The following is a 20188-nucleotide window of genomic DNA, read 5'->3' on the forward strand; positions in this document are numbered from 1 at the left end:
ACACCCTTTATTGTTTCAGTGATTGCAATATCGGTAAGAGCTCTCCCACAAGCTCTTTTATTGTCATCGTTGACATGAAATGATCTTCGGCATGCATGAGCAGCAAGGAGAATGAAATCGTTTCTCCGCTTGCCTCTTGCTGTACCATCTGAAAATGGATATCATGTGCATTCCGCAAGTCATCTTCCGCTTCTTTGAGAAGGTCAGATGCTACTGTTTCATGACCTTCTCTAAATTGTTTAAGAGATTGAAGCAATTTGCTTCGTGCATTTCCGCTGTGTAAGATCAATTGAAAACTGATTTGTTCTTCCGTGAGTCCTTCGAGCGTTTTCTTTTCCATCCTTTAAGATTCCCCCATCAATGAAACCGCTTGTTCATACGCTTTTTGTCCATCTGCTAGCCCATACGCCTGCATATCGATGACCTCTACTTCAATCCCATATTTTTGAGCTTCTTTTTGAAGATCCCCTTTTAAAAAGCTCATTTGCGGTCCAATTAATACAACATCGGCATGTGCCATTTCTTTTTTCGCTTGGTCTTGTCCGACTGCCCAAATCTCTGCTTCTTCCCCTATAGACTCAGCATGTGCCTTCATCTTTGTGACTAGTAAACTCGTAGACATACCTGAACTGCATGCTAATAAAATACGTTTCATTTCTCTCACCCCATTGTTGTAATAAAAGCGCTTCCAGTTAATATTATATATTTTTATTTTTAAATGTCTAGACATTTAATTTTATATGTATGTATTTTATTTTAAAAATGACCGTATCAATACTCACATCAAGCTTTCAGAACAAAAGAGATCTCATCCAGATATGAACGAGACCCCTTTTCTTTTAAAAAATACTCTCCGAATGAACCATAAAGTAGCTTCTTCTTCAGAAGACAGTCTTTGAGAACTTTGTTAAAATAAGTGCTAATGACTTAGCTCATTCAAAAACCCATAAATCATGAGAAGTAACTGCCCCGAGATGGAAACAGATGCTATTCCCACTCAATTTGATGGATAGGTAAACGTCTTTTGCTGCTACTTTTCGAATCTATTCATATCTTTGCAATCAAAGGGAGTCGATATCATGGCAGTCACTCATTTGTGTGAAGCCTGTAAAAGAAACGAGATTGATGTTGTAAAAACTTCTGATGAACCAGCTCAGCCTTATCGTTTATGCAATGATTGTCACAGGCGGCTCTTAACCTATTCTTTACGTCCAATTGAATGGTATCACTTAGCGATCATCCACTCTCCAAAGAAATTTTTATTGCACGATGATTTTTATGAAGAAGACGGAGAGGCTTGTCAGCCAGAAGAAGATGTATTGGTCACAGCAGAAGAGAAAATACCCACATTACAAGCGGTTCAACACGATTTGGAGTCTTTATTAGATTTCTCAATCACAAGATGGTTTCTTCAATACGATGTCATCAATGCCCTGAAAAAACACGATACACAAAAAATTTTGATGTCTGTAAAATCTAGATTTTATGGAACGGAAAATCATGAAGTTAAATCAAGAATGCTGGAGATCGCAGCTGATGTTTTAGGTACTGCAGCTTCGGATTGGGTAAGAGAGCTTTGGGAGAATGATGCCGATGAATTTTTTCATCCGCTTTCTTGGGCAGCAGCCAGTAGTTTACCAGCCGAGGAAGGAATGAGACGTATTTTTGATCAATTGAAATGTGTAAGTGAAAAGGAATTGCCAATGACGGCTCTCTCCAGCCTATATCGTTTCCGTTCACATCACATACTTGATTGGATGGAGTCTCATTGCTCCTCTTTTAACGACAGTTGGGGCAGGTTGGCATCAGCATGCTTTCCAACATGGCTCAGAATGAAATCATGGCTAAACAAAGGAAGACCTTTCAGTTTAATTGCACTCGATACAATGGCGAACTGTCTAGCAGTTAAAAACGATCCATTTATCGAGGAGTTATCTCCTAAAATACTTCGTACAGATATAAATGAAATAGAACCTATTTTATATGATTATCTTCAAAAAGATGGCGTTCCTCGTGTCAAAACCAAAGTAGGCATCATCGTGAACAACAAAGAAGCCATATTTGAATAAGGCGTATAAACGGATAAAAGCGTGTGAATGTTTATACACACGCTTTTCACTAGTCTTCACATGCACATACTAGATCATAATTTGATGTTGTGTTGTCCTCTGGGCCCAGCCCGTGATCATCACGATTATCCTTTTCCTGCTTGGAATCCAGGGTACTTGGTCATACCGCCGTCTACATATAACGTCAACCCTGTCACATAGCTCGCCTCTTTTGATGCAAGCCAGACAGCACATGCTGCCACTTCTTCCGGTTTTCCGATATAACCAATCGGTATCAGCTCAATGACGCCCTTTTTCAATGCTGGATCATCAAATTTTTCGGCATTGATCGGGGTATCAATTGCGCCTGGTGCAATGCTGTTTACGCGAATTTTTTTAGGGGCATATTCTAGTGCCAGCGTTTCCGTCAAAAGCTTGGCGCCTCCTTTACTTGCTGCATAATGGACAAAATGAGGCCACGGAATTTGCTGATGGACCGACGACATATTAATAATCGACCCCTCGATCCCGTGTTCTGTCATATACTTTAATGCATCACGGCACCCTAAAAACATACCTGTTAAATTGGTGGACATCACTTTGTTCCAGTTATCTAGCGTCATTTCAGTTGAAGGAACTTCATTTTCAATTCCTGCATTATTGATCATGACATCAAGACTGCCATATGTATCAACAGCTTGATCAATCATCGCCTTCATATCCTCTTCTTTTGAAACATCCCCTTGAATTTTGACAGCCTGTCCGCCACTTTTTTGAATCTCAGCAATCGTGTCGTCCGGGTTTTCTTTATCTGAGAAATAATTGATCACTACATTGGCTTTTTCTTGTCCAAACCGGCGTGCCATCGCCTGACCTATCCCTGTACCTGCTCCTGTGATGAGAACTGTTTTTCCTTCCAAATCTGGATACATTCGCTTAAACCTCCTATTTTGTAAAACCTAGTAGCACACCGCCTGCGATAATCATCAAGCAGCCTGCAATGACAAAGCTTGTTTTAGATGCTTTCTCTTTTAATAAATAAATACCGCCTAAAGTCGAGATGACAATTCCTGTTTGAGACATGGAAAAACTTACTGCTACGCCAATGAGTGGAATCGCCAAAAGAAGCCCTAGATTTCCTGTCGACCACACAAGACCAGCAATGATATTTCTGAACGTATATTTGCTAAACGGGTCTTGCTTTAGACTAATCGCTAACGATGAAAGCAGCATGCCGACAGATTGTGGAACGAGCGCAGACCAGCCATCTATATGAAACCATCTTAAAATGACGACATATCCGACGTAGCCTACGGTTGAGATGAGCAAAATGATAATTCCCTTTTTAAAATTGCCGCCTTCGTTTCCGCCACTCTTTTTTTGACCGAGGGATGTCATGACAACGCCAGCAATAATAAATAAAATGGCACAAGAACCAATAAGTATGACCGTCATGGTTTGCCATTCTTTGAAGACGATGACACCAAATAATGTCGTGCTCACAAGCTGCATACCCGTTGATAAAGGAACAGCCTTTGACACCCCTAGAAAGGCGACACTTGAAAGCTGATTCATTTGCCCAATACTCCAAAAGATCCCAGAGATAACGGAAACCGCAAAAATAAGCGGTGTCAGTTCCGGCATTTTGATCAAATAGGCGCCGATTGAAAACAAAAAAGCGCCGAGGGTAATGCCGAGTGTTTGCTGATAGGCATTCCCGCCAAGTTTGACACTGATGAGAACAATACTTCCCCAAAATATCGCTGGGAGAAGTGCATATAAAATGCCCACTTCTATCCCTACTTTCTGTTCTTTTTTACTTAGCATCCCTCTTTTTCGGATTTTTAGCCGAATAGATATAAACACAAAAAAGACCTTACCAAAGGTAAGGTCACAGCGTGTAGACAAACCCTCGCATTCGGTGTCAGTCCTGCAAAGGTTTTCTATCACGCTAAAAAGAAGACAAAGGGCTAAAATCAAGTTCATTTTAGCCCTTTGTCAACAATCTAAGACCTTACCAAGGTAAGGTCTTTTGAGGTTTTATACTTATTTCATCCATTCAGTATGGAAGACGCCTTCTTTATCTGTACGCTCATACGTATGTGCGCCGAAGTAGTCACGCTGTGCTTGAATTAAGTTAGCTGGAAGGACAGCTGTACGATAGCTATCAAAGTAAGCAAGTGCACTTGAGAATGAAGGAACAGGAACACCTTGTTCTACTGCAAGTGAAATCACTTTACGAAGTGATGATTGATAGCTTTCTACGATATCCTTGAAGTAAGGATCAAGCAATAGGTTTTTCAATTCAGGGTTACGGTCATATGCTTCTTTGATTTGCTGCAGGAAGGCTGCACGAATGATACATCCACCGCGGAAGATCATGGCAATTTCACCGTATTTCAAATCCCAGTTATACTCATCAGACGCTGCTTTCATTTGCGCAAAACCTTGTGCATATGAGCAGATTTTACTCATAAAGAGAGCTTTTCTAACAGCTTCGATTAATGCTTGTTTATCTTCAGCTGATTGAGTTGGCTCAGGCCCTTGAATTAATTGACTTGCTTCCACACGCTCATCTTTCATCGCAGAAATAAAACGAGCGAAAACAGACTCCGTAATGATTGGAAGCGGGACACCTAAATCAAGTGAGCTTTGGCTTGTCCATTTTCCAGTTCCTTTTTGGCCAGCTTTATCTAAGATGACATCTACTAGCGGCTGGTTCGTTTCTTCGTCCACTTTTGTGAAAATGTCAGCTGTGATTTCGATTAAGTAGCTGTCAAGTTCGCCTTTATTCCACTCTGAGAATACTTCATGAAGCTCATCTGCTGATAAGCCAGCGACATGCTTCAAGATAAAGTATGATTCAGAGATCAATTGCATGTCTCCGTACTCGATACCGTTATGAACCATTTTGACATAATGGCCTGCTCCATCTGGACCGATATACGTTGTACAAGGCTCACCATCTACTTTCGCAGAGATGGCTTCTAAAATTGGTTTCACTAGCTCGTGCGCTTCTTTTTGACCGCCAGGCATGATAGAAGGACCTTTAAGTGCGCCTTCTTCACCGCCAGAAACACCTGTACCAATGAAGTGAATACCACTTTCCGCAAGCTCTTGGTTACGTCTTTGTGTATCCTTGTAATATGTATTTCCACCATCAATTAAAATGTCACCTTTCTCTAGGTGAGGCAGTAATGATTGAATGGTTGCATCTGTTGCTGCACCCGCTTTTACCATTAAAAGAATTTTACGCGGCGTTTCAAGCGATTGAACAAATTCTTCAATGCTGTATGTGCCTACAACGTTTTTCCCTTGTGATTCTTGAAGAAACTCTTCTGTTTTGCTGCTAGATCTGTTATAAACGGACACGGAGAAACCGCGGCTTTCAATATTTAGGGCAAGGTTTTTCCCCATAACGGCTAGTCCAACGACACCGATTTGTTGTTTTGACATAATTCTGACGTCCCTTCTAACACACTATATTGATTACTGCTGAAATGATGTACCCTTTGAAATTACCACAACATCACCTCTTTTATCAAGTTTTCAGGCTAGTCATTTCCTCTTTCGTCCTGAAAAAAGTCTTTATTAAAACTTGTACCACTTGTTTTGCTCTCTTTTTCCTTAATGGTCACTCCTCTTTGAATGAGTGGTTTACCGTATTTTTCTTTCAGTCCGTCTAAAAGAGATTGGAGCGGTTCGTCTTTTGCATCTTCTGTATAAGAGAATAAATCAAGTTGCTTGACGGCTGATTTTCGTTCCACAAGATCGGTCCCCGTCACGCCTAAAAGTCTTACTGGCTGGTCATTCCAATGCTTTAGGAATAGCTGCTTTGCCGCCTCAAATAGATCTTCCTTTCGATCAGTTGGATTCGTGAGTGTGACGCTCCGTGTGATATTTTTCCAGCTTGCATACCGAATCATAATGAGCAGCCGGTTTGCCATCACTTCTTTTCTTCGTAATCTGGCACTCACCGATTGCGACAGTTTCTCTATTAATGAGACGAGTTCATCTGTATCATCAGAATCGTGAGGAAGAGTGGAAGAATTGCCGACAGATTTAAATTCGTATATTCTTTCTGGATCTACAATGCCGTCATGCTCTCCGTTTGCCTTTTGCTTTAACCTCGGTCCATTGATGCCTAATAACTCTTTCAGCGCATATTCATTCGCTTTCGCTAAATCTTCAATTGTATGAATTCCGATGGTTTTCAGCTTATCTGCCGTTTTCTGTCCAACCCCATGCATGTCACCTGCAGGGAGCGGCCAGAGCATTGTCGGGACATCTCGTTTACGCAAAATGGTAATGCCCATTGGCTTTTTCCAATTAGACGCCATCTTCGCTAGAAATTTATTTGGTGCAATGCCAATACTCGAAGGAAGCATGAGCTCTTCTACTAGCCTCGTTTGAATATCATGAGCGGTTTTCACGGCATGCTCAGCATAAGGTGTATCGGTTAAATCAATATAGCCTTCATCAATTGAAACGGGTTCAACTAAGTCACTATATTCTCTTAGTATGGTAAACATTTCTTGTGAGGAGCTGCGGTACCGGTCGAAGTTGGGTGTACGCACAATCAGTCCCGGACATAGCCGCTTCGCTTCCCAGAGTGGCATCGGCGGCTTTACCCCGAGTGCTCTTGCCTCGTAGCTACAAGTCACAACAATCCCTTTGCGCTCTTTTGCATTTCCGCTAATGGCTAAAGGTTTCCCTCTCAAAGAAGGATCATACGCCATTTCTACCGATGCATAAAAACTATTCATATCAATATGAAAAATGATTCGCCCCTTCTTTTGAGAATCAGCCATTCGCTTGCCTCCTTAGGTGATCTACTTTCCTTCACTTCACCGTGATTTCACCTGTTTGTTCCATTAGACATTTCATATGGTGTATAGTACACTGTGAGTAATGAAATGGATGTGATAATCATGATTATTGATACATTCAATGAAGTCTTTTTCCTTGTTGAATTCTTTACGATTATTCTTCCAGCGCTGACCGCCATCGGCATTGCCTTCTTATTAAAAGACTGCCGAATGAACGAGCACCTCGGAGGACATCGTTTAGAAGAGTTGGATGCATCTTGTTTGAATCGAACAGACTTTCTGTTTATCATATATGATCGCATTACAACTTGGATTAGTAAAGTCATTCGAATGAAAAGATCATCAAATGATGATGAAGACCATTCGCTTCCTCTCTCTTATTAGATTTTATTATTGAGGAGGAAACGAATTGAAACGTTTATTGACAATTTGTACGACTTTATTTTTTATGATGGTAGCGTCACCTGCATTTGCTGCAAGTGCGCAAACAAATACAAGCTCTGATGGGTTTTTCCATCATTATTTTGTTCAGCCTTTTTCTGAGTTGATTATCTGGCTTGCGAACTTTTTCCATGATGACTACGGTTTATCTATTATGTTCGTGACATTGATTGTCCGGCTGCTTATTTTCCCACTTTTTGCAAACCAATTTAAAAAGCAGAGAGTGATGCAAGAGAAAATGGCACTCGTTAAGCCTCAGATTGACCAAATACAAAGCAAATTGAAAAAAACGAAAGAACCTGAAAAACAAAAAGAACTGCAAATGGAAATGATGAAAGTATATAAAGACAACAATGTGAACCCGCTGGCAATGGGCTGTCTGCCGATGCTGATTCAAATCCCAATTGTTCTTGGCTTTTACTCAGCAATCCGCTCAACACCTGAGATCGCAACACATTCGTTCTTATGGTTTAACTTAGGACAAACTGATCTTTTGGTGGCGATCTTTGCAGGGGCCATGTATTTCTTGCAATTTTATGTCACACAAAAATTCGCAAAGCAATCAGGCACCCAAACAGAAGCTGCACTGAAACAAGCAAAAATCATGGGCATGATTTTCCCAGTCATGATGCTGTTTCTATCAATTAATGCTCCCGCTGCACTTCCTTTATATTGGATGACAAGTGGACTTTTACTCACCATTCAAACGATTATTTTAAATGTGATGTACCAAAAATCAAAAACAAAAGCTGCGGCAAACGATTCAATTAACCCAGCAGCTGAATAAATGATAGCCCCCTTACCCGAACATGATAAGGGGGCTTTATTTGTCTTCTGTAGAGCGCAACAAATAAAAGATGCGTGATCTCCGGCACGCAAAATGACCCCTTATCCATGGATAAGGGGCCTTTGTTTATGCTAATTCCTCTTTCAATCGCTCAGGCAATTGATCAAGATCCTCGATTTTCCCTAGAAACTTATTAGGGTCCACTTGTAAAATCATCTTGTTCTCTCTCTCAACGACGCCGAAGAAATATTCAGATGCCTTTGTGTTCATATGAAATGGCTTGATCTCACTTAGCTCGATATCAATGATATCTTTTGCATCAGAAACAAGGCAGCCAATCATTTGATCGTTTAATTCAAATAGTAGAACCTTAGACTGTTCGGTTACATCCAGAGGTTTTCCGTGCAGCATGACACCTGTGTCACTGACTGGAATGACCTCTCCTCTTAACGACATAAGTCCTTTAATCTCTTTTGGAAGGTTCGATACTTCTTGTAAATAAGGGACCTTCTCAATTGAGCGTATATGTTCTACGCTGATACCAAAATCCTCTTGTCCCACTTGGAAAATAATGATCTTTTGCGTGCTCACAGAGTCTCCTGCCTTTACGATGGATTTGTCGTTTCTTCGATAATGGCGAGAACCATTTCAGCTGTCTTGACTAATTCTTCAATCGGCATTTTCTCATTTTTCGTATGAATATCTTCATATCCAACAGCTAGGTTGACGGTCGGGATGCCGTTTCCAGCAATGACGTTTGCATCACTGCCTCCCCCGCTTGTCTGTAGTTCTGAAGGACGGCCAATTTTCGCAGCCGCTTTTTTCGCCACTTCAACGACTTGATCGCCGTGTGAGAATTTAAAGCCTGGATACATGATGTCAATTTGTACATCGGCACTTCCGCCCATTTCTTTAGCGGTTTTTTCAAAGGCTTCTTTCATTTTCGCTACTTGCGCTTCCATTTTTGCCGGTTCTAAAGAACGTGCCTCTGCCAAAATATCCACTTGATCACAGACAATATTCGTTTGTGTTCCGCCTTCAAAGCGACCGATATTCGCCGTTGTTTCTTCATCAATACGGCCAAGCGGCATGCTCGCGATCGCTTTTGATGCAATCGTAATCGCAGAGACGCCTTTTTCAGGTGCCACACCTGCGTGAGCTGTTTTTCCGTAAATGGTTGCACGTACTTTCGCCTGTGTTGGCGCAGCCACGATAATGGTACCGACCTTGCCATCTGAATCAAGGGCATAACCATATTTTGCTGTCATCAGTTTCGGATCTAACGCTTTTGCTCCTACAAGTCCTGATTCTTCACCAGCTGTAATGACAAATTCAATCTTGCCATGCGGTACATTTTTCTCTTTTAGGACACGGATCGCTTCAAACATCGCGGCAAGCCCTGTTTTATCGTCAGCACCAAGAATGGTTGTGCCATCTGTCTTGACATAGCCGTCTTCAATGACTGGCTTAACACCATTACCTGGTACAACTGTATCCATATGAGAAGTAAAATAAATCGTATCTGCCTCTTGATTCCCTTCAAGTGTGCAAATAAGATTGCCTGCTCCATGGCCGGTTGTCTCTTTTGAATCATCTTCAACTACATTAAGCCCTAAACCAGTAAATTTCTCTTTTAGGACTTCAACAATTTTTTCTTCATGTTTCGTTTCTGAATCGATTTGAACAAGTTCTAAAAATTCGTCTAATAAGCGTTTCTCATTGATCATGATGATGTTCCTCCTCTTATAGCGGCATGTTTCCATGCTTTTTTAACGGTCTATCTTCTTCCTTACTGCGAAGCAGGTCAAATGAGCGAATGAGCCGCTCTCTCGTTTCATCTGGCATTAAAATATCGTCGATTAATCCTAATTGTGCTGCCTTCATGACACTAGGTTCATTGTCCACCTCACGCAAAGCAGGATGAACAATTTCGTCTGCAAACGATTTTCCCATGACATCAACTTCTGCCTCTGGCCATGCATACACAAAGTCAGCACCTAAGCCCTTACTATTCATCGCAACGTATGCACCGCCAAACGCCTTTCGCAAAATCACAGTGATCTTTGGAACGGTCGCCTCAGCGTACGCATACAGAAGCTTTGCGCCGTGGCGGATAATGCCTGCATGCTCAGCTTTCTCACCTGGCAAAAATCCAGGAACGTCCACAAGGGTTAAAATGGGAATATGAAATGCATCGCAAAATCGAATAAACCGAGCCGCTTTATCAGCAGCATCTAGGTCAAGGCTTCCTGCCAGCACCTTAGGCTGATTGGCTACAAGACCAATGGAAGACCCTTGTAATCTGGCAAAACCTGTGACGATATTTTTGGAGAAACAACGCTGCGTTTCAAAAAATGAGCCGTGGTCGGTGATCGCTGTCACCACTTGTTTGACATCATAAGTACGTGATGGCTCCTTTGGCAAGATGTTCCCAAGATCGCTCGCATCATGCTTTTGCACCTTACGATGAATGACAGGCCGTCGTTTCGTTGGTATGTACGTTAAAAGCGTTCGAACTGCTTTTAACACGTCTCTCTCATCTTTCCCTGTATAGTGCACATTCCCGCTTGTTTGATGCTGAACTGCTGCACCTCCAAGCCGGTCAGGACAGACCGTCTCTCCTGTTGCTTTTTCTATCACTTTCGGACCAGTTAAAAACATATGAGCTGTTTGCTCCGTCATGAATACAAAATCCGTCAATGCAGGTGAATATACTGCACCTCCCGCACAGGAGCCTAAAATAACGGATATTTGCGGAATTTGACCAGAGTACAGCACATTCCGTTTAAAAATCTGACCGTATCCCTCTAATGATACCACACCCTCTTGAATTCTCGCACCACCTGAGTCTTTTAGACCGATAACAGGCATTTGATTTTTAGCAGCCAAATCCATTAAAGCCGCTATTTTTTTCGCATGCATGTCCCCTAGCGAACCCCCGTACACGGTCGCATCTTGTGCATAAACGCCTACTTGTCTCCCATGAATCAGTCCCGTCCCAGTGACAACGCCATCCCCTAAATGTTCTGAGCGGCAGCCTTTAGCAAATGACTGGATTTCCATAAAGCTGCCTTCATCAAGAAGTTCATGAAGCCGCTGACGAACAGTCAGCTTTCCTTTGTTTCGGTGAGCCGCTGCTCGTTTTTCACCGCCTCCCCTTAAAGCTTTCTCGCGCCATTCAGACAAGTCATTGAACGATTCATGCATCTTCCTGTTTCTCTCCTTTCAAAGGCTCACACAATTCAACTAGCACACCTGACGTTTCTTTTGGTGAAATAAACGCAATGCGCTTTCCGTTCGCACCATTTTGTGCGCCTTTTTGAATGAGCTGTACACCGAGCTCGTCAAGTTGACTGAGATCAGCCTGAATGTCACCTGACTTTAATGCAATATGATGAAGCCCCTCTCCTCTTTTTATTAAAAAGGTATGTAATGTGCTGTGATTTGACATCGGTTCAATCAACTCAATGTGCAGATCACCTAGGGAAGCAAAAGATACTTTGACCCCTTGATTCGGAAGTACTTCTATGTCTGAAAATTCCCAGTTAAACAGCCTAGAGAACGTACGTGCTGTTTTTTGAATAGAAAAAACGGCAATGGCTATATGATCGATTTGATTCATCCGTTCACTTCCTTTGTACATCACTTGTCGCCTGCGTAAAAACGAGCTAGAATAAAGAAAGGTGCGCTCGTCGCAAAAACATTTGATTATAGGGGTGCGATATGTCTCAGAAATTCATGAAATTTATGGTATTGCTCATGATTAGCTTACTGTTAATTTCTTCACTTTTAGCAGGAGCGGCAGCCTTTTTATAAAGTGTTGATAAAAAAGCAGACAAGCAGGTGATTCGTTTTTTAACGAATGGCCTGTTTGTCTTTGGCCAGTTTCTCAAATGCATCGCTTGATGTCGTGATCCATACCTTTGTACCAACTGGAAGCTGATCAAATAGCCGTTCTACATCTTGATTATGAAGACGTACACAGCCTGCCGTAATAAATTTCCCTATCGATGTCTCATCACTTGTTCCATGAATGCCATAGGTTCTCCCGTCGGTTCCTCGCGCATCAAATCCAATCCACCTTCGGCCGAGTGGGTTATTCTTTGCGCCGCCTTCAATATTTTTTCTTCTGTAATAAGGATCTTTCGCTTTGATCATAATCGTAAATTCCCCTTCTGGCGTTAAATCAGCTGTTTTGCCAGTAGAAGCCGGGTAGACTTTTTGAATTTTCCCATGATCAATATACGCAAGCTCGTTCGTTTGTTTATTAATAATGACATACGGATCTCCTGGAAGCGGGTTTTGCCCGAGCGGCCAGATGGGTGAAAGGGACATGGTCAGCACAGTATAAAATAAAAGACGCATAGGCTCCTCCTTTTTCATTAGATTGACCAATGAAGGAGGAACTCATGCGTCTTTATTCTTTCATCCCTTTAAAATAGCTTTTCAGTACCAAATATTGTTCCATTTCCCCGAGAAAATGAAAGAGTGCGGCTCTAGCTTCAAATTCTTCACGTGTTTGTGGAAGCGGCAGTGCATCGAACTCTTCTTTCATATCAATCAGGCGTCTTAAGAACTTATGCGCCGTGTTCCCTGGGTGAATATGTTCTCGTAAATCTCTAATATATTCTGCAATGATTTGCCCATGCTCCGTTGTAACAGATATGGACGTAATTTTCGGAAGCACCCGCTCAATGATTTCAAATTGCTTTTGTCTCATATTGAAATAATGATAATACAGATTTTCATGTCTTAAGACATGATTTTCAACATCACGGTATGCAAGAGCTTTCGCTTCTTTAATCAATTGATGCGTCTCTGGTATTTCTTTTCCTGTCCAGTCTTGTTTTCCGGTCATTAAATATTGCTCGATTTCTTCAAAGATTTTCGCAAAATTCGCTTCAATTTGTTCACTGTATTGTTTCAGCTTTTTATCAACGCTAGGCATATACAGGTTCATAATGAGTGCGACCCCTACACCAATGGTGATGAGTAAAAGCTCATTCCAGATGAGATGAAGCGTAATGCCTCCAGACATATACAAATGAAGGATAATCACTGAACTTGTGACAATCCCTTCTTTAATCCGAAGCAAGACCGTTGTTGGAATAAAGACGAGCAGCATCAGTCCAATGACGAAAGGATGATAGCCAATCAGATCAAAAAACAAATAAGAAAATAAGATGGCAAGACTGCATGCGGCAAAGCGAGCCCCCGATGCGAGGAGTGACCTTTTTTTCGTCACCTGAATACAAAGGATCGTAATAATGCCGGCAGCTGAATAGTTTTGCAGACCGAGCATTTGTGCAATATAAATGGCTAGAGCTGTTCCTAATGCTGTTTTCAGCGTTCGGTAGCCGATTTTAAACATGATGTGATTCACTCTTTTCTGTCTACTTTTGTGAAATGATGAACTTTTTTTACTTTCCCCATTATAATCAAAAAAAGAAGGAGATGTTAAGTCTCCCCCTCGTTTTTTTCATTATAATATTTTTTGCAAGAAATCTTGAGCACGCTGTGAAGACGGAGATTCAAAGAATTCTACAGGATTTGCATCCTCTACAATTTTCCCATCATCCATAAAGATCACACGGTCTGCTACTTCTTTTGCAAAGCCCATTTCATGTGTGACGATCATCAGCGTCATCCCAGATTGAGCGAGCTCTTTCATGACCTCTAATACTTCCTTTACCATTTCTGGATCAAGAGCAGACGTCGGCTCGTCAAAAAGCATGATGTCTGGTGTCATCGCAAGGGCACGTGCAATGGCGACACGCTGCTTTTGACCACCTGACAGCCGGTTTGGATAATCATCTTTTTTCTCTAAAAGTCCGACCTTTTTTAAAAGATCCTCTGCCTGCTTGATGCTGTCTTCCTTCGATTGGTTCTTTACATTCATTGGCGCATACGTAATATTTTCTAGCACTGTTTTGTGCGGGAATAAGTGAAAATGTTGAAACACCATACCAATATTCTCGCGCACTTTTAGTGCATTTGTTTTTGGATTGGTAATTTCCGTCCCCTGAATCGTAATCATTCCAGAAGTCGGTTTTTCAAGTAAGTTAATACAGCGAAGAAATGTTGATTTTCCTGAACCAGACGGCCCGATGACAGCTACCACTTCGCCTTCTTTAATCGTGGTATCAATCCCTTTCAACACTTCATTTTTACCGAAAGATTTTGTGAGTTTCTCTATTTTAATCATTTGATTTTAACTTCCTTTCCACCGATTTGCCGACGAAGGTGAGAATAAGCACGATGACATAATAGATGAGACCCGCAAAAATAAGCGGTTCAAGATAGTTATAGGTGACGGCACCTGCTTGATAGGCTCGTCTCATGACATCGCCCAGTCCAATGACTGTGACAATCGCTGATTCTTTTGTCAGTGTAATCGTTTCGTTCACTAGTGCTGGGGAAATATTTTTGAATGCTTGCGGAAGCAATAAGTCCTTCATCATTTTAGCATACGGGATACCTAAAGCAACGGCTGCTTCTTTTTGCCCTTTATCAATGGCATTGATTCCTGCACGAATGATCTCAGAAACGTACGCCGCCGAGTTTAGTGAAAAGGCGGCTACAGCTGCCCAGTATTGATCAATTTGAAAGCCGAGCAGCTGGGGAAGACCAAAATAAATAATCAAAAGCTGAAGCACAAGCGGTGTGCCTCGGAAGATTGACGTATAAAAATCGGCTAGCCAGATAAGCGGCTTAAATACACTAATTTTACAGAGCGTTAATAAGATTCCTAAAATAAAACCAAGGAACAGTGATACCACAACAATAGAAAGCGTTACTTTAAGACCTTCTAAAATAAAGGGCATCTGAGGTATTACTTCTTTAAAATCCATCATGATATTCTCCTTTTTTCCTTCAGATAAAATCAAAGAATAAACAGGAAAAAAGTTCAACACATGTTGAACTTTTCAGCGCTTTCTACTTGATTTTCATGAATGACGCTGATCCTTTTCCTGACTTACTTTTCATCAGCAAACCATTTTTTAATGAGTTTATCAAGTTCGCCATTATCCTTCATTTCTTTTAATGATTTATTGAATTTCGCTGTTAAGTCGCTATTTTTTTTGAATGCAATGGCTGAACCTTCGTTTGAGCTATTCAATCCAAATGCTTGGAAATCTTTTTCCTTTTTCAAGTAGCCAGCCGCTACTTTATCTTCAATAATGGCTGCATCAAAACGGCCTGCTTTAATTTCTTGAATGATATCAGAGATTTTATTACGATCTTCAACCGTTAAGTTATATTTCTTTTGCAATCCGTTTGCTTCATCTTGCTGGATAGAACCTAATTGAACGCCAACCGTTTTGTCTTTTAAATCTTTCTCTGTTTTTATACCGCTAGATTTTTTTGATACAACCAAGTTTTCAGCATTGTAGTAAACATCTGAGAAATCAACTTGTTTTTTACGCTTTTCAGTAGGTGTCATGCCTGCAAGCACAATATCAGCTTTATTTGTTTTAAGAGCTGACACGAGGCTTGCAAAGTCCATATCTTGAATTTCTAGCTTATAGCCGTTCTTTTTCGCTAGAGCTGTAGCAAGGTCGACATCAAAACCGATAATTTTATCACCGTCTTTTGATTCAAATGGCGGATAATCTGCTGAAGTCGCCATAATGAGTGTTTTGTCGTCTCCTGATGCGTTTGAATTATTAGAAGAAGTTCCGCATGCTGCTAATGCAGCTGCAAGACCAGCTGTCATAAGTAATAATAACCACTTTTTCATATGATAATGCCTCCTAGTATTTAAAATCATGAGTAGATTTGAATATTTATTCACTATAATGTATTTTAAACACTTTCTTTTTGATATGCAATAGTATTTTGCTAAAATTATTTTGATTCGTATGTCATATAAAACAAAAAAAACAGACCGATCAAAAGACCGGACTGCCTCTAAATGATTCATTCAAAAGTAACATGTTACACTTCTTCGCAATACTCATCGAAAGCGGCTTGAAGTTTTGACACCACTTCCATCGGTTCATGTCCTTCGATTTCGTGACGTTCGACCATTTTCATGATTTTCCCGTCTTTTAATAGAGCAAATGATGGTGAAGATGGCGGGAAGCCTTCAAAGTATTCACGTGCTCTTGCGGTTGCTTCTTTGTCCTGTCCAGCAAACACTGTGAGCAATTGATCTGGACGCTTATCGTAATGAACAGAATAACCAGCCGCTGGTCTAGCAATACCGCCTGCACAGCCGCACACTGAATTCACCATGACAAGTGTCGTTCCTTTTTTCGTCAGCGCTTCATCGACTTCTTCAGCTGTTGTCAGTTCCGTATAACCTGCCTGTTTAATCTCTTCTCGTGCTTGTTTCACAATATCATTCATAAATAAATTAAAATCAATATTCATAACCGTCCACTCCTTCTACGTACCAAACCATTTTAACTACATCATATCAAGGAAAACGCCGGCGGGCAAATGTCTTGTTTCGCCCCCTTCACTTTTTTCAAACGTCGTTTATGACCTGTGGAATTGGGGAAAAGTGATAGTAAAGTGATGAAAGGGAGAACTGCGTGATGGCACAATTCAAAAAAGCAATACTCATTTATAACGGAAATGCTGGTCAAAAAAACATGGAAAAAACACTGGGTCAAACAGTGCCTCTTCTTTCTTTACATATTGATGAACTCATCCTTAAGCCTACAAAACAGCCGAATGATGCCTATCATTTCTGCCGTGAAATGGATGAGTCGGTTGAATTGCTGATTATACTAGGCGGAGACGGAACCGTCCATGAATGTATGAATGGAATTGGCGGTTTAGAAAAAAGGCCGACTGTAGCGATCTTACCTGGCGGGACGTGCAATGACTTTTCTAGAACGCTGGGCATCCCTCAGCAGATGCCAAAGGCCGCTCAAATGGTGATAGATGGCACTGAAAAAAAGGTCGATTTAATCAAAGCAGAGGATCGATACCTTTTAAATTTTTGGGGGATTGGTCTCATCGCAGATACCTCAAACAATATTAATGATAAAGAAAAAGCTGTCCTCGGAAAAATCAGCTACTTCACGAGCGCTCTTCGAACCCTTCAGCAGACAGAACCTTTCTACGTACGCATTGAAACCGAAGAGGAAAACTGGGAAGAAGAAGCTGTGATTGTCCTTGTCATGAATGGGCACTTTATCGGTACAAATAAAATAGATCTGCCAAATGCTTCAATTGATGATGGAAAAGCCGAAATTTTAATTTGCAGAAATACGAGTTTCTCTGCTTTAAAAGAGATTTTTTCAATGAATCGCGAAGAGCTAGAAGATTTTAAAGGTGACCTGTCTCTTATACAAGCATCCCGCATTCATATTCATACTAAAGAGGAAATGGATGCAGATACAGATGGTGAAGTATACATGACCGCTCCTTCTTCCCTTGAAGTATTAAAACAGCATTTGACCTTTATTGTTCCAGCAGAATAAAGAAAACGCCTGCATCATTTCGATGCGGGCGTTTTTTTGATATAACGTCTGTATAAATATTCAAGTGCATACCCTAGCAGTGTACCTATCAGAAGGGAAATGCCTAATAAACTATTGGCGACTCCTTTAAATCCACCTATCATCAACAAGCAATAGGCGATTTGAATGATTGAAACGATCGATATGATGAGCAGTAAGCGTTCAGGATGATTGCGTGATTTGGAAATATACCGAAGAAAAGCGAACGCAATGGCTGTGATAAACATCAGACCGATCGTAAGAAAAGCAAAAAAATCTAGTCCAGACATCTCATCGCTCCTTTCTGATTGATATGGAAATCCCCCTCTCATTGTGAGAAGGGGACATATAAATGAGCTTAATAGACGGACGTCTCTTCGTCAATGCCTTCAAGAATTTGTTTGATTCTTTGCAGGAATCTACCGCATACAAGACCATCGAGTACTCTATGATCTAATGAAAGACAAAGATTCACCATATCTCTTGCGGCAATCATTCCATTTACAATCATCGGGCGCTTTACAATAGATTCTACTTGTAAAATGGCTGCTTGCGGATAGTTAATAATCCCCATTGATTGAACCGAACCAAATGATCCTGTGTTGTTCACAGTGAAAGTGCCGCCTTCCATGTCACTTTGCTTCAGTTTGCCTTGTCTGACCTTGAAAGCAAGTTCATGTATTTCTTTGGCGATTCCCTTAATCGTTTTCTCATCCGCATCTTTGATCACTGGGACAAAAAGAGCATCATCTGTCGCAACAGCAATGGAGACATTGATCGCTTTCTTTTGAACAATTTTATCACCAGCCCACATGCTGTTCATTTCAGGGAATTCCTTTAAGGCCTGAGCCACTGCTTTGACAAAGAATGCAAAAAACGTCAAATTAAAGCCTTCTTTTGCTTTGAATTGATCTTTTAGCTGATTTCTTCTTGTCACAAGGTTTGTCACATCCACTTCCATCATCGTCCAGGCATGTGGAATTTCATGCTTGCTTCTTAGCATGTTTGCGGCAATCGCCTGTCTAATCGGAGTGACCGGCAGTTCAACATCTCCAGGCATTGAAGAGATGGAAGGAGCCGCTTTTGCTTGTGACGGCTTCGCAGGTTCTGTTTGACCCGTACCTTCACTCACAGGTGCTGCCGTTTCTTTTACGCCTCCACTTTCGATAAGCTTCAGCAAATCTTTTCTTGTGATTCTGCCGCCAGCTCCCGTTCCTTGAACAGCCGTTAAATCAATTCCGTGTTCATCTGCTAAACGCAGGACTGCCGGAGAGTATCGTTTCTTTTGACTCTGATCCACATTTGTTTGGTCAGGTTCTGGTGCTTCATCTTGCGCAGGCGCCTCTTCTGCTTTCGCACTCTGCTGTGCACTGCCTTCTACTTCAATTTCACAAAACACTTCTCCTACTTGAAGTGTATCACCCTCTGCAGCCGCTAGTTTAGTGATTGTTCCTGTAAAGGATGACGGAACCTCTGCATTTACTTTATCTGTCATGACTTCCGCAATCGGATCGTATTTATTCACATGATCGCCAGGTGAAACGAGCCATTTGCTAATGGTTCCTTCTGTTACACTTTCACCAAGCTGAGGCATTTTCATTTGTTCAGTTGCCACTTTGAAACCCTCCTCTTTCTTAAAACGCCGCTAGTTCTCTCATTTCAGCTTCTACCTTATCCGGATTAACCATGAAGAATTTCTCCATTGTCGGTGCATAAGGCATTGCAGGGATATCAGGTCCTGCTAGACGTTTAATTGGCGCATCTAAATCAAACAAGCAGTGCTCTGAAATGATGGCAGCTACTTCACTCATGATGCTTCCTTCTTTTGTATCTTCTGTTAACAAAAGTACTTTCCCTGTTTTTGATGCCGCTTCAATAATCGCTTCTTGATCAAGCGGGTACACTGTACGTAAATCGAGAATATGAGCAGAAATTCCGTCCTTCGCAAGGCGCTCTGCTGCTTGGAGGGCAAAATGAACACAAAGGCCATATGTAATGACCGTAATGTCATCGCCTTCTCGTTTCACATCCGCTTTTCCAATAGGGAGCGTATAATCCTCTTCAGGCACTTCTCCTTTAATGAGACGGTATGCACGTTTGTGTTCAAAGAACAATACAGGATCTGGATCACGCACTGCGGCTTTTAACAACCCTTTGACATCATAGGGTGTAGAAGGCATCACAATCTTTAAGCCTGGCTGATTGGCAAAAATGGCTTCGACCGATTGCGAATGATAAAGCGCCCCGTGTACGCCGCCCCCGTAAGGAGCACGAATGACCATTGGGCAGCTCCAATCATTATTGGAACGATATCTAATTTTTGCAGCCTCTGAAATAATTTGGTTGATGGCTGGCATAATAAAATCCGCAAATTGCATCTCCGCGATCGGACGCATTCCATACATAGCAGCCCCAATACCTACACCTGCAATCGCTGATTCGGCAAGAGGTGTATCCATGACGCGCGCTTCTCCAAATTGCTCGTAAAGACCCGCTGTTGCTTTAAATACGCCGCCTTTTTTCCCGACATCCTCTCCGAGCACAAACACTTTCGGATCTCGCTCCATTTCTTCTTTCATCGCTAATGTGATAGCGTCTATATATGACATAACAGGCATTTTTCTTCCC

General features: G+C 41.5%; 24 protein-coding genes. 5 read left to right on the forward strand and 19 right to left on the reverse strand.

Translation table 11 applies throughout. The features are described from left to right. Positions 1-7: 7 nt before the first annotated feature. Both MKY11_RS11175 and MKY11_RS11180 read right to left on the reverse strand, forming a co-directional pair. Positions 8-340, reverse strand: a complete 333-nt coding sequence (locus tag MKY11_RS11175) for a PTS lactose/cellobiose transporter subunit IIA (RefSeq protein WP_017357943.1) — start codon at positions 338-340, stop codon at positions 8-10. A 3-nt stretch (positions 341-343) separates the two neighbouring features. Beyond that, entirely contained in the window at positions 344-655 is a 312-nt protein-coding gene (locus MKY11_RS11180; protein ID WP_017367558.1) for a PTS sugar transporter subunit IIB, read from the reverse strand. A 424-nt stretch (positions 656-1079) separates the two neighbouring features. Between MKY11_RS11180 and MKY11_RS11185 the strand changes: the two genes are divergently transcribed. After that, a complete protein-coding gene (locus MKY11_RS11185; RefSeq protein WP_342501416.1) occupies positions 1080-2069 on the forward strand; it encodes a hypothetical protein in 990 nt (329 codons plus the stop codon). Between the two features lie 125 nt (positions 2070-2194). On the opposite strand, the gene MKY11_RS11190 is transcribed toward MKY11_RS11185, so the two are convergent. The 4 genes from MKY11_RS11190 to MKY11_RS11205 form a co-directional block, all read right to left on the reverse strand. After that, positions 2195-2980: an SDR family oxidoreductase gene (locus MKY11_RS11190; protein WP_008342255.1), complete on the reverse strand. Its 786-nt coding sequence runs from the start codon at positions 2978-2980 to the stop codon at positions 2195-2197. 13 nt (positions 2981-2993) lie between these two features. Next, positions 2994-3839 carry a GRP family sugar transporter gene (locus MKY11_RS11195; protein ID WP_024718904.1) on the reverse strand — a complete coding sequence of 282 codons (846 nt, stop codon included), beginning with the start codon at positions 3837-3839 and terminating at the stop codon, positions 2994-2996. Positions 3840-4094: 255 nt separating this feature from the next. Continuing rightward, complete coding sequence (gndA, locus tag MKY11_RS11200; RefSeq protein ID WP_099496597.1) at positions 4095-5504, reverse strand: NADP-dependent phosphogluconate dehydrogenase; 1410 nt, start codon at positions 5502-5504, stop codon at positions 4095-4097. A gap of 98 nt (positions 5505-5602) precedes the next feature. Next, a complete protein-coding gene (locus MKY11_RS11205; protein ID WP_007501120.1) occupies positions 5603-6859 on the reverse strand; it encodes a DNA polymerase IV in 1257 nt (418 codons plus the stop codon). A 120-nt stretch (positions 6860-6979) separates the two neighbouring features. Here MKY11_RS11205 and MKY11_RS11210 point away from each other — a divergent pair, with 120 nt between their 5' ends. After that, positions 6980-7261 (forward strand): hypothetical protein, encoded by a 282-nt coding sequence (locus MKY11_RS11210; protein WP_008342247.1) that lies wholly within the window; start codon positions 6980-6982, stop codon positions 7259-7261. Positions 7262-7325: 64 nt separating this feature from the next. After that, positions 7326-8105 carry a membrane protein insertase YidC gene (locus MKY11_RS11215; RefSeq protein ID WP_045034397.1) on the forward strand — a complete coding sequence of 260 codons (780 nt, stop codon included), beginning with the start codon at positions 7326-7328 and terminating at the stop codon, positions 8103-8105. A gap of 126 nt (positions 8106-8231) precedes the next feature. On the opposite strand, the gene MKY11_RS11220 is transcribed toward MKY11_RS11215, so the two are convergent. From MKY11_RS11220 to mce, 4 genes are read right to left on the reverse strand one after another with little or no spacing between them, the layout of a single operon-like run. Beyond that, on the reverse strand, positions 8232-8696 hold the full coding sequence (locus MKY11_RS11220) for a chemotaxis protein CheW (protein WP_008342245.1): 465 nt from the start codon (positions 8694-8696) through the stop codon (positions 8232-8234). 14 nt (positions 8697-8710) lie between these two features. Beyond that, positions 8711-9832 carry a tripeptidase T gene (locus MKY11_RS11225; protein ID WP_035390776.1) on the reverse strand — a complete coding sequence of 374 codons (1122 nt, stop codon included), beginning with the start codon at positions 9830-9832 and terminating at the stop codon, positions 8711-8713. 16 nt (positions 9833-9848) lie between these two features. Continuing rightward, positions 9849-11312 carry an acyl-CoA carboxylase subunit beta gene (locus MKY11_RS11230; protein ID WP_342501417.1) on the reverse strand — a complete coding sequence of 488 codons (1464 nt, stop codon included), beginning with the start codon at positions 11310-11312 and terminating at the stop codon, positions 9849-9851. After that, the gene (gene mce, locus MKY11_RS11235) at positions 11305-11727 is read right to left on the reverse strand and encodes a methylmalonyl-CoA epimerase (RefSeq protein ID WP_342501418.1); all 423 of its coding nucleotides are present in this window, start codon (positions 11725-11727) and stop codon (positions 11305-11307) included. Before mce ends, MKY11_RS11230 begins: the two co-directional genes overlap by 8 nt. A 101-nt stretch (positions 11728-11828) precedes the next feature. Here mce and prli42 point away from each other — a divergent pair, with 101 nt between their 5' ends. Beyond that, positions 11829-11921 carry a stressosome-associated protein Prli42 gene (gene prli42, locus MKY11_RS11240; RefSeq protein ID WP_017357951.1) on the forward strand — a complete coding sequence of 31 codons (93 nt, stop codon included), beginning with the start codon at positions 11829-11831 and terminating at the stop codon, positions 11919-11921. A gap of 39 nt (positions 11922-11960) precedes the next feature. Here prli42 and MKY11_RS11245 read toward each other — a convergent pair whose 3' ends face one another. The 6 genes from MKY11_RS11245 to MKY11_RS11270 all read right to left on the reverse strand — a co-directional run bounded on the left by MKY11_RS11245 (position 11961) and on the right by MKY11_RS11270 (position 16481). Then, positions 11961-12470, reverse strand: coding sequence for a L,D-transpeptidase (locus MKY11_RS11245; protein ID WP_008342241.1), 510 nt, complete (start codon positions 12468-12470; stop codon positions 11961-11963). A 52-nt stretch (positions 12471-12522) separates the two neighbouring features. After that, a complete protein-coding gene (locus MKY11_RS11250; protein WP_007501130.1) occupies positions 12523-13476 on the reverse strand; it encodes an aromatic acid exporter family protein in 954 nt (317 codons plus the stop codon). A gap of 111 nt (positions 13477-13587) precedes the next feature. Continuing rightward, positions 13588-14310: an amino acid ABC transporter ATP-binding protein gene (locus MKY11_RS11255; RefSeq protein WP_338703591.1), complete on the reverse strand. Its 723-nt coding sequence runs from the start codon at positions 14308-14310 to the stop codon at positions 13588-13590. Then, positions 14303-14962, reverse strand: a complete 660-nt coding sequence (locus MKY11_RS11260; protein WP_041507129.1) for an amino acid ABC transporter permease — start codon at positions 14960-14962, stop codon at positions 14303-14305. The genes MKY11_RS11255 and MKY11_RS11260 overlap by 8 nt, the downstream gene beginning before the upstream one ends. Positions 14963-15081: 119 nt before the next feature. Next, complete coding sequence (locus tag MKY11_RS11265) at positions 15082-15846, reverse strand: transporter substrate-binding domain-containing protein (RefSeq protein WP_008342238.1); 765 nt, start codon at positions 15844-15846, stop codon at positions 15082-15084. Positions 15847-16043: 197 nt separating this feature from the next. Next, positions 16044-16481: a BrxA/BrxB family bacilliredoxin gene (locus MKY11_RS11270; protein ID WP_024718894.1), complete on the reverse strand. Its 438-nt coding sequence runs from the start codon at positions 16479-16481 to the stop codon at positions 16044-16046. A gap of 167 nt (positions 16482-16648) precedes the next feature. On the opposite strand from MKY11_RS11270, the gene MKY11_RS11275 reads away from it, so the two are divergent. Next, positions 16649-17542 (forward strand): YegS/Rv2252/BmrU family lipid kinase, encoded by an 894-nt coding sequence (locus MKY11_RS11275; RefSeq protein WP_017367568.1) that lies wholly within the window; start codon positions 16649-16651, stop codon positions 17540-17542. Positions 17543-17556: 14 nt separating this feature from the next. Here MKY11_RS11275 and MKY11_RS11280 read toward each other — a convergent pair whose 3' ends face one another. The 3 genes from MKY11_RS11280 to MKY11_RS11290 form a co-directional block, all read right to left on the reverse strand. After that, complete coding sequence (locus tag MKY11_RS11280) at positions 17557-17850, reverse strand: YesK-like family protein (protein ID WP_008342236.1); 294 nt, start codon at positions 17848-17850, stop codon at positions 17557-17559. Between the two features lie 68 nt (positions 17851-17918). Further along, on the reverse strand, positions 17919-19175 hold the full coding sequence (locus MKY11_RS11285; protein ID WP_039165914.1) for a dihydrolipoamide acetyltransferase family protein: 1257 nt from the start codon (positions 19173-19175) through the stop codon (positions 17919-17921). A gap of 19 nt (positions 19176-19194) precedes the next feature. After that, a complete protein-coding gene (locus MKY11_RS11290) occupies positions 19195-20178 on the reverse strand; it encodes an alpha-ketoacid dehydrogenase subunit beta (RefSeq protein ID WP_007501148.1) in 984 nt (327 codons plus the stop codon). Between the last annotated feature and the right edge of the window lie 10 nt (positions 20179-20188).

Origin of the sequence: Bacillus sp. FSL W7-1085, assembly GCF_038595035.1 — a bacterium.
Taxonomy (GTDB): domain Bacteria; phylum Bacillota; class Bacilli; order Bacillales; family Bacillaceae; genus Bacillus; species Bacillus altitudinis.

What these genes read in the sequence shown, in the direction of transcription:
- MKY11_RS11210 (WP_008342247.1), top strand. Translation starts at nt 6,980, where the DNA reads ATGATTATTGATACATTCAATGAAGTCTTTTTCCTTGTTGAATTCTTT.
- MKY11_RS11180 (WP_017367558.1), bottom strand. Translation starts at nt 655, where the DNA reads ATGAAACGTATTTTATTAGCATGCAGTTCAGGTATGTCTACGAGTTTA.
- MKY11_RS11245 (WP_008342241.1), bottom strand. Translation starts at nt 12,470, where the DNA reads ATGCGTCTTTTATTTTATACTGTGCTGACCATGTCCCTTTCACCCATC.
- MKY11_RS11225 (WP_035390776.1), bottom strand. Translation starts at nt 9,832, where the DNA reads ATGATCAATGAGAAACGCTTATTAGACGAATTTTTAGAACTTGTTCAA.
- prli42 (WP_017357951.1), top strand. Translation starts at nt 11,829, where the DNA reads ATGTCTCAGAAATTCATGAAATTTATGGTATTGCTCATGATTAGCTTA.
- MKY11_RS11190 (WP_008342255.1), bottom strand. Translation starts at nt 2,980, where the DNA reads ATGTATCCAGATTTGGAAGGAAAAACAGTTCTCATCACAGGAGCAGGT.
- MKY11_RS11205 (WP_007501120.1), bottom strand. Translation starts at nt 6,859, where the DNA reads ATGGCTGATTCTCAAAAGAAGGGGCGAATCATTTTTCATATTGATATG.
- MKY11_RS11275 (WP_017367568.1), top strand. Translation starts at nt 16,649, where the DNA reads ATGGCACAATTCAAAAAAGCAATACTCATTTATAACGGAAATGCTGGT.
- MKY11_RS11185 (WP_342501416.1), top strand. Translation starts at nt 1,080, where the DNA reads ATGGCAGTCACTCATTTGTGTGAAGCCTGTAAAAGAAACGAGATTGAT.
- MKY11_RS11270 (WP_024718894.1), bottom strand. Translation starts at nt 16,481, where the DNA reads ATGAATATTGATTTTAATTTATTTATGAATGATATTGTGAAACAAGCA.
- mce (WP_342501418.1), bottom strand. Translation starts at nt 11,727, where the DNA reads ATGAATCAAATCGATCATATAGCCATTGCCGTTTTTTCTATTCAAAAA.
- MKY11_RS11290 (WP_007501148.1), bottom strand. Translation starts at nt 20,178, where the DNA reads ATGCCTGTTATGTCATATATAGACGCTATCACATTAGCGATGAAAGAA.
- MKY11_RS11280 (WP_008342236.1), bottom strand. Translation starts at nt 17,850, where the DNA reads ATGTCTGGACTAGATTTTTTTGCTTTTCTTACGATCGGTCTGATGTTT.
- MKY11_RS11250 (WP_007501130.1), bottom strand. Translation starts at nt 13,476, where the DNA reads ATGTTTAAAATCGGCTACCGAACGCTGAAAACAGCATTAGGAACAGCT.
- MKY11_RS11175 (WP_017357943.1), bottom strand. Translation starts at nt 340, where the DNA reads ATGGAAAAGAAAACGCTCGAAGGACTCACGGAAGAACAAATCAGTTTT.
- MKY11_RS11265 (WP_008342238.1), bottom strand. Translation starts at nt 15,846, where the DNA reads ATGAAAAAGTGGTTATTATTACTTATGACAGCTGGTCTTGCAGCTGCA.
- MKY11_RS11215 (WP_045034397.1), top strand. Translation starts at nt 7,326, where the DNA reads ATGATGGTAGCGTCACCTGCATTTGCTGCAAGTGCGCAAACAAATACA.
- MKY11_RS11230 (WP_342501417.1), bottom strand. Translation starts at nt 11,312, where the DNA reads ATGCATGAATCGTTCAATGACTTGTCTGAATGGCGCGAGAAAGCTTTA.
- MKY11_RS11255 (WP_338703591.1), bottom strand. Translation starts at nt 14,310, where the DNA reads ATGATTAAAATAGAGAAACTCACAAAATCTTTCGGTAAAAATGAAGTG.
- gndA (WP_099496597.1), bottom strand. Translation starts at nt 5,504, where the DNA reads ATGTCAAAACAACAAATCGGTGTCGTTGGACTAGCCGTTATGGGGAAA.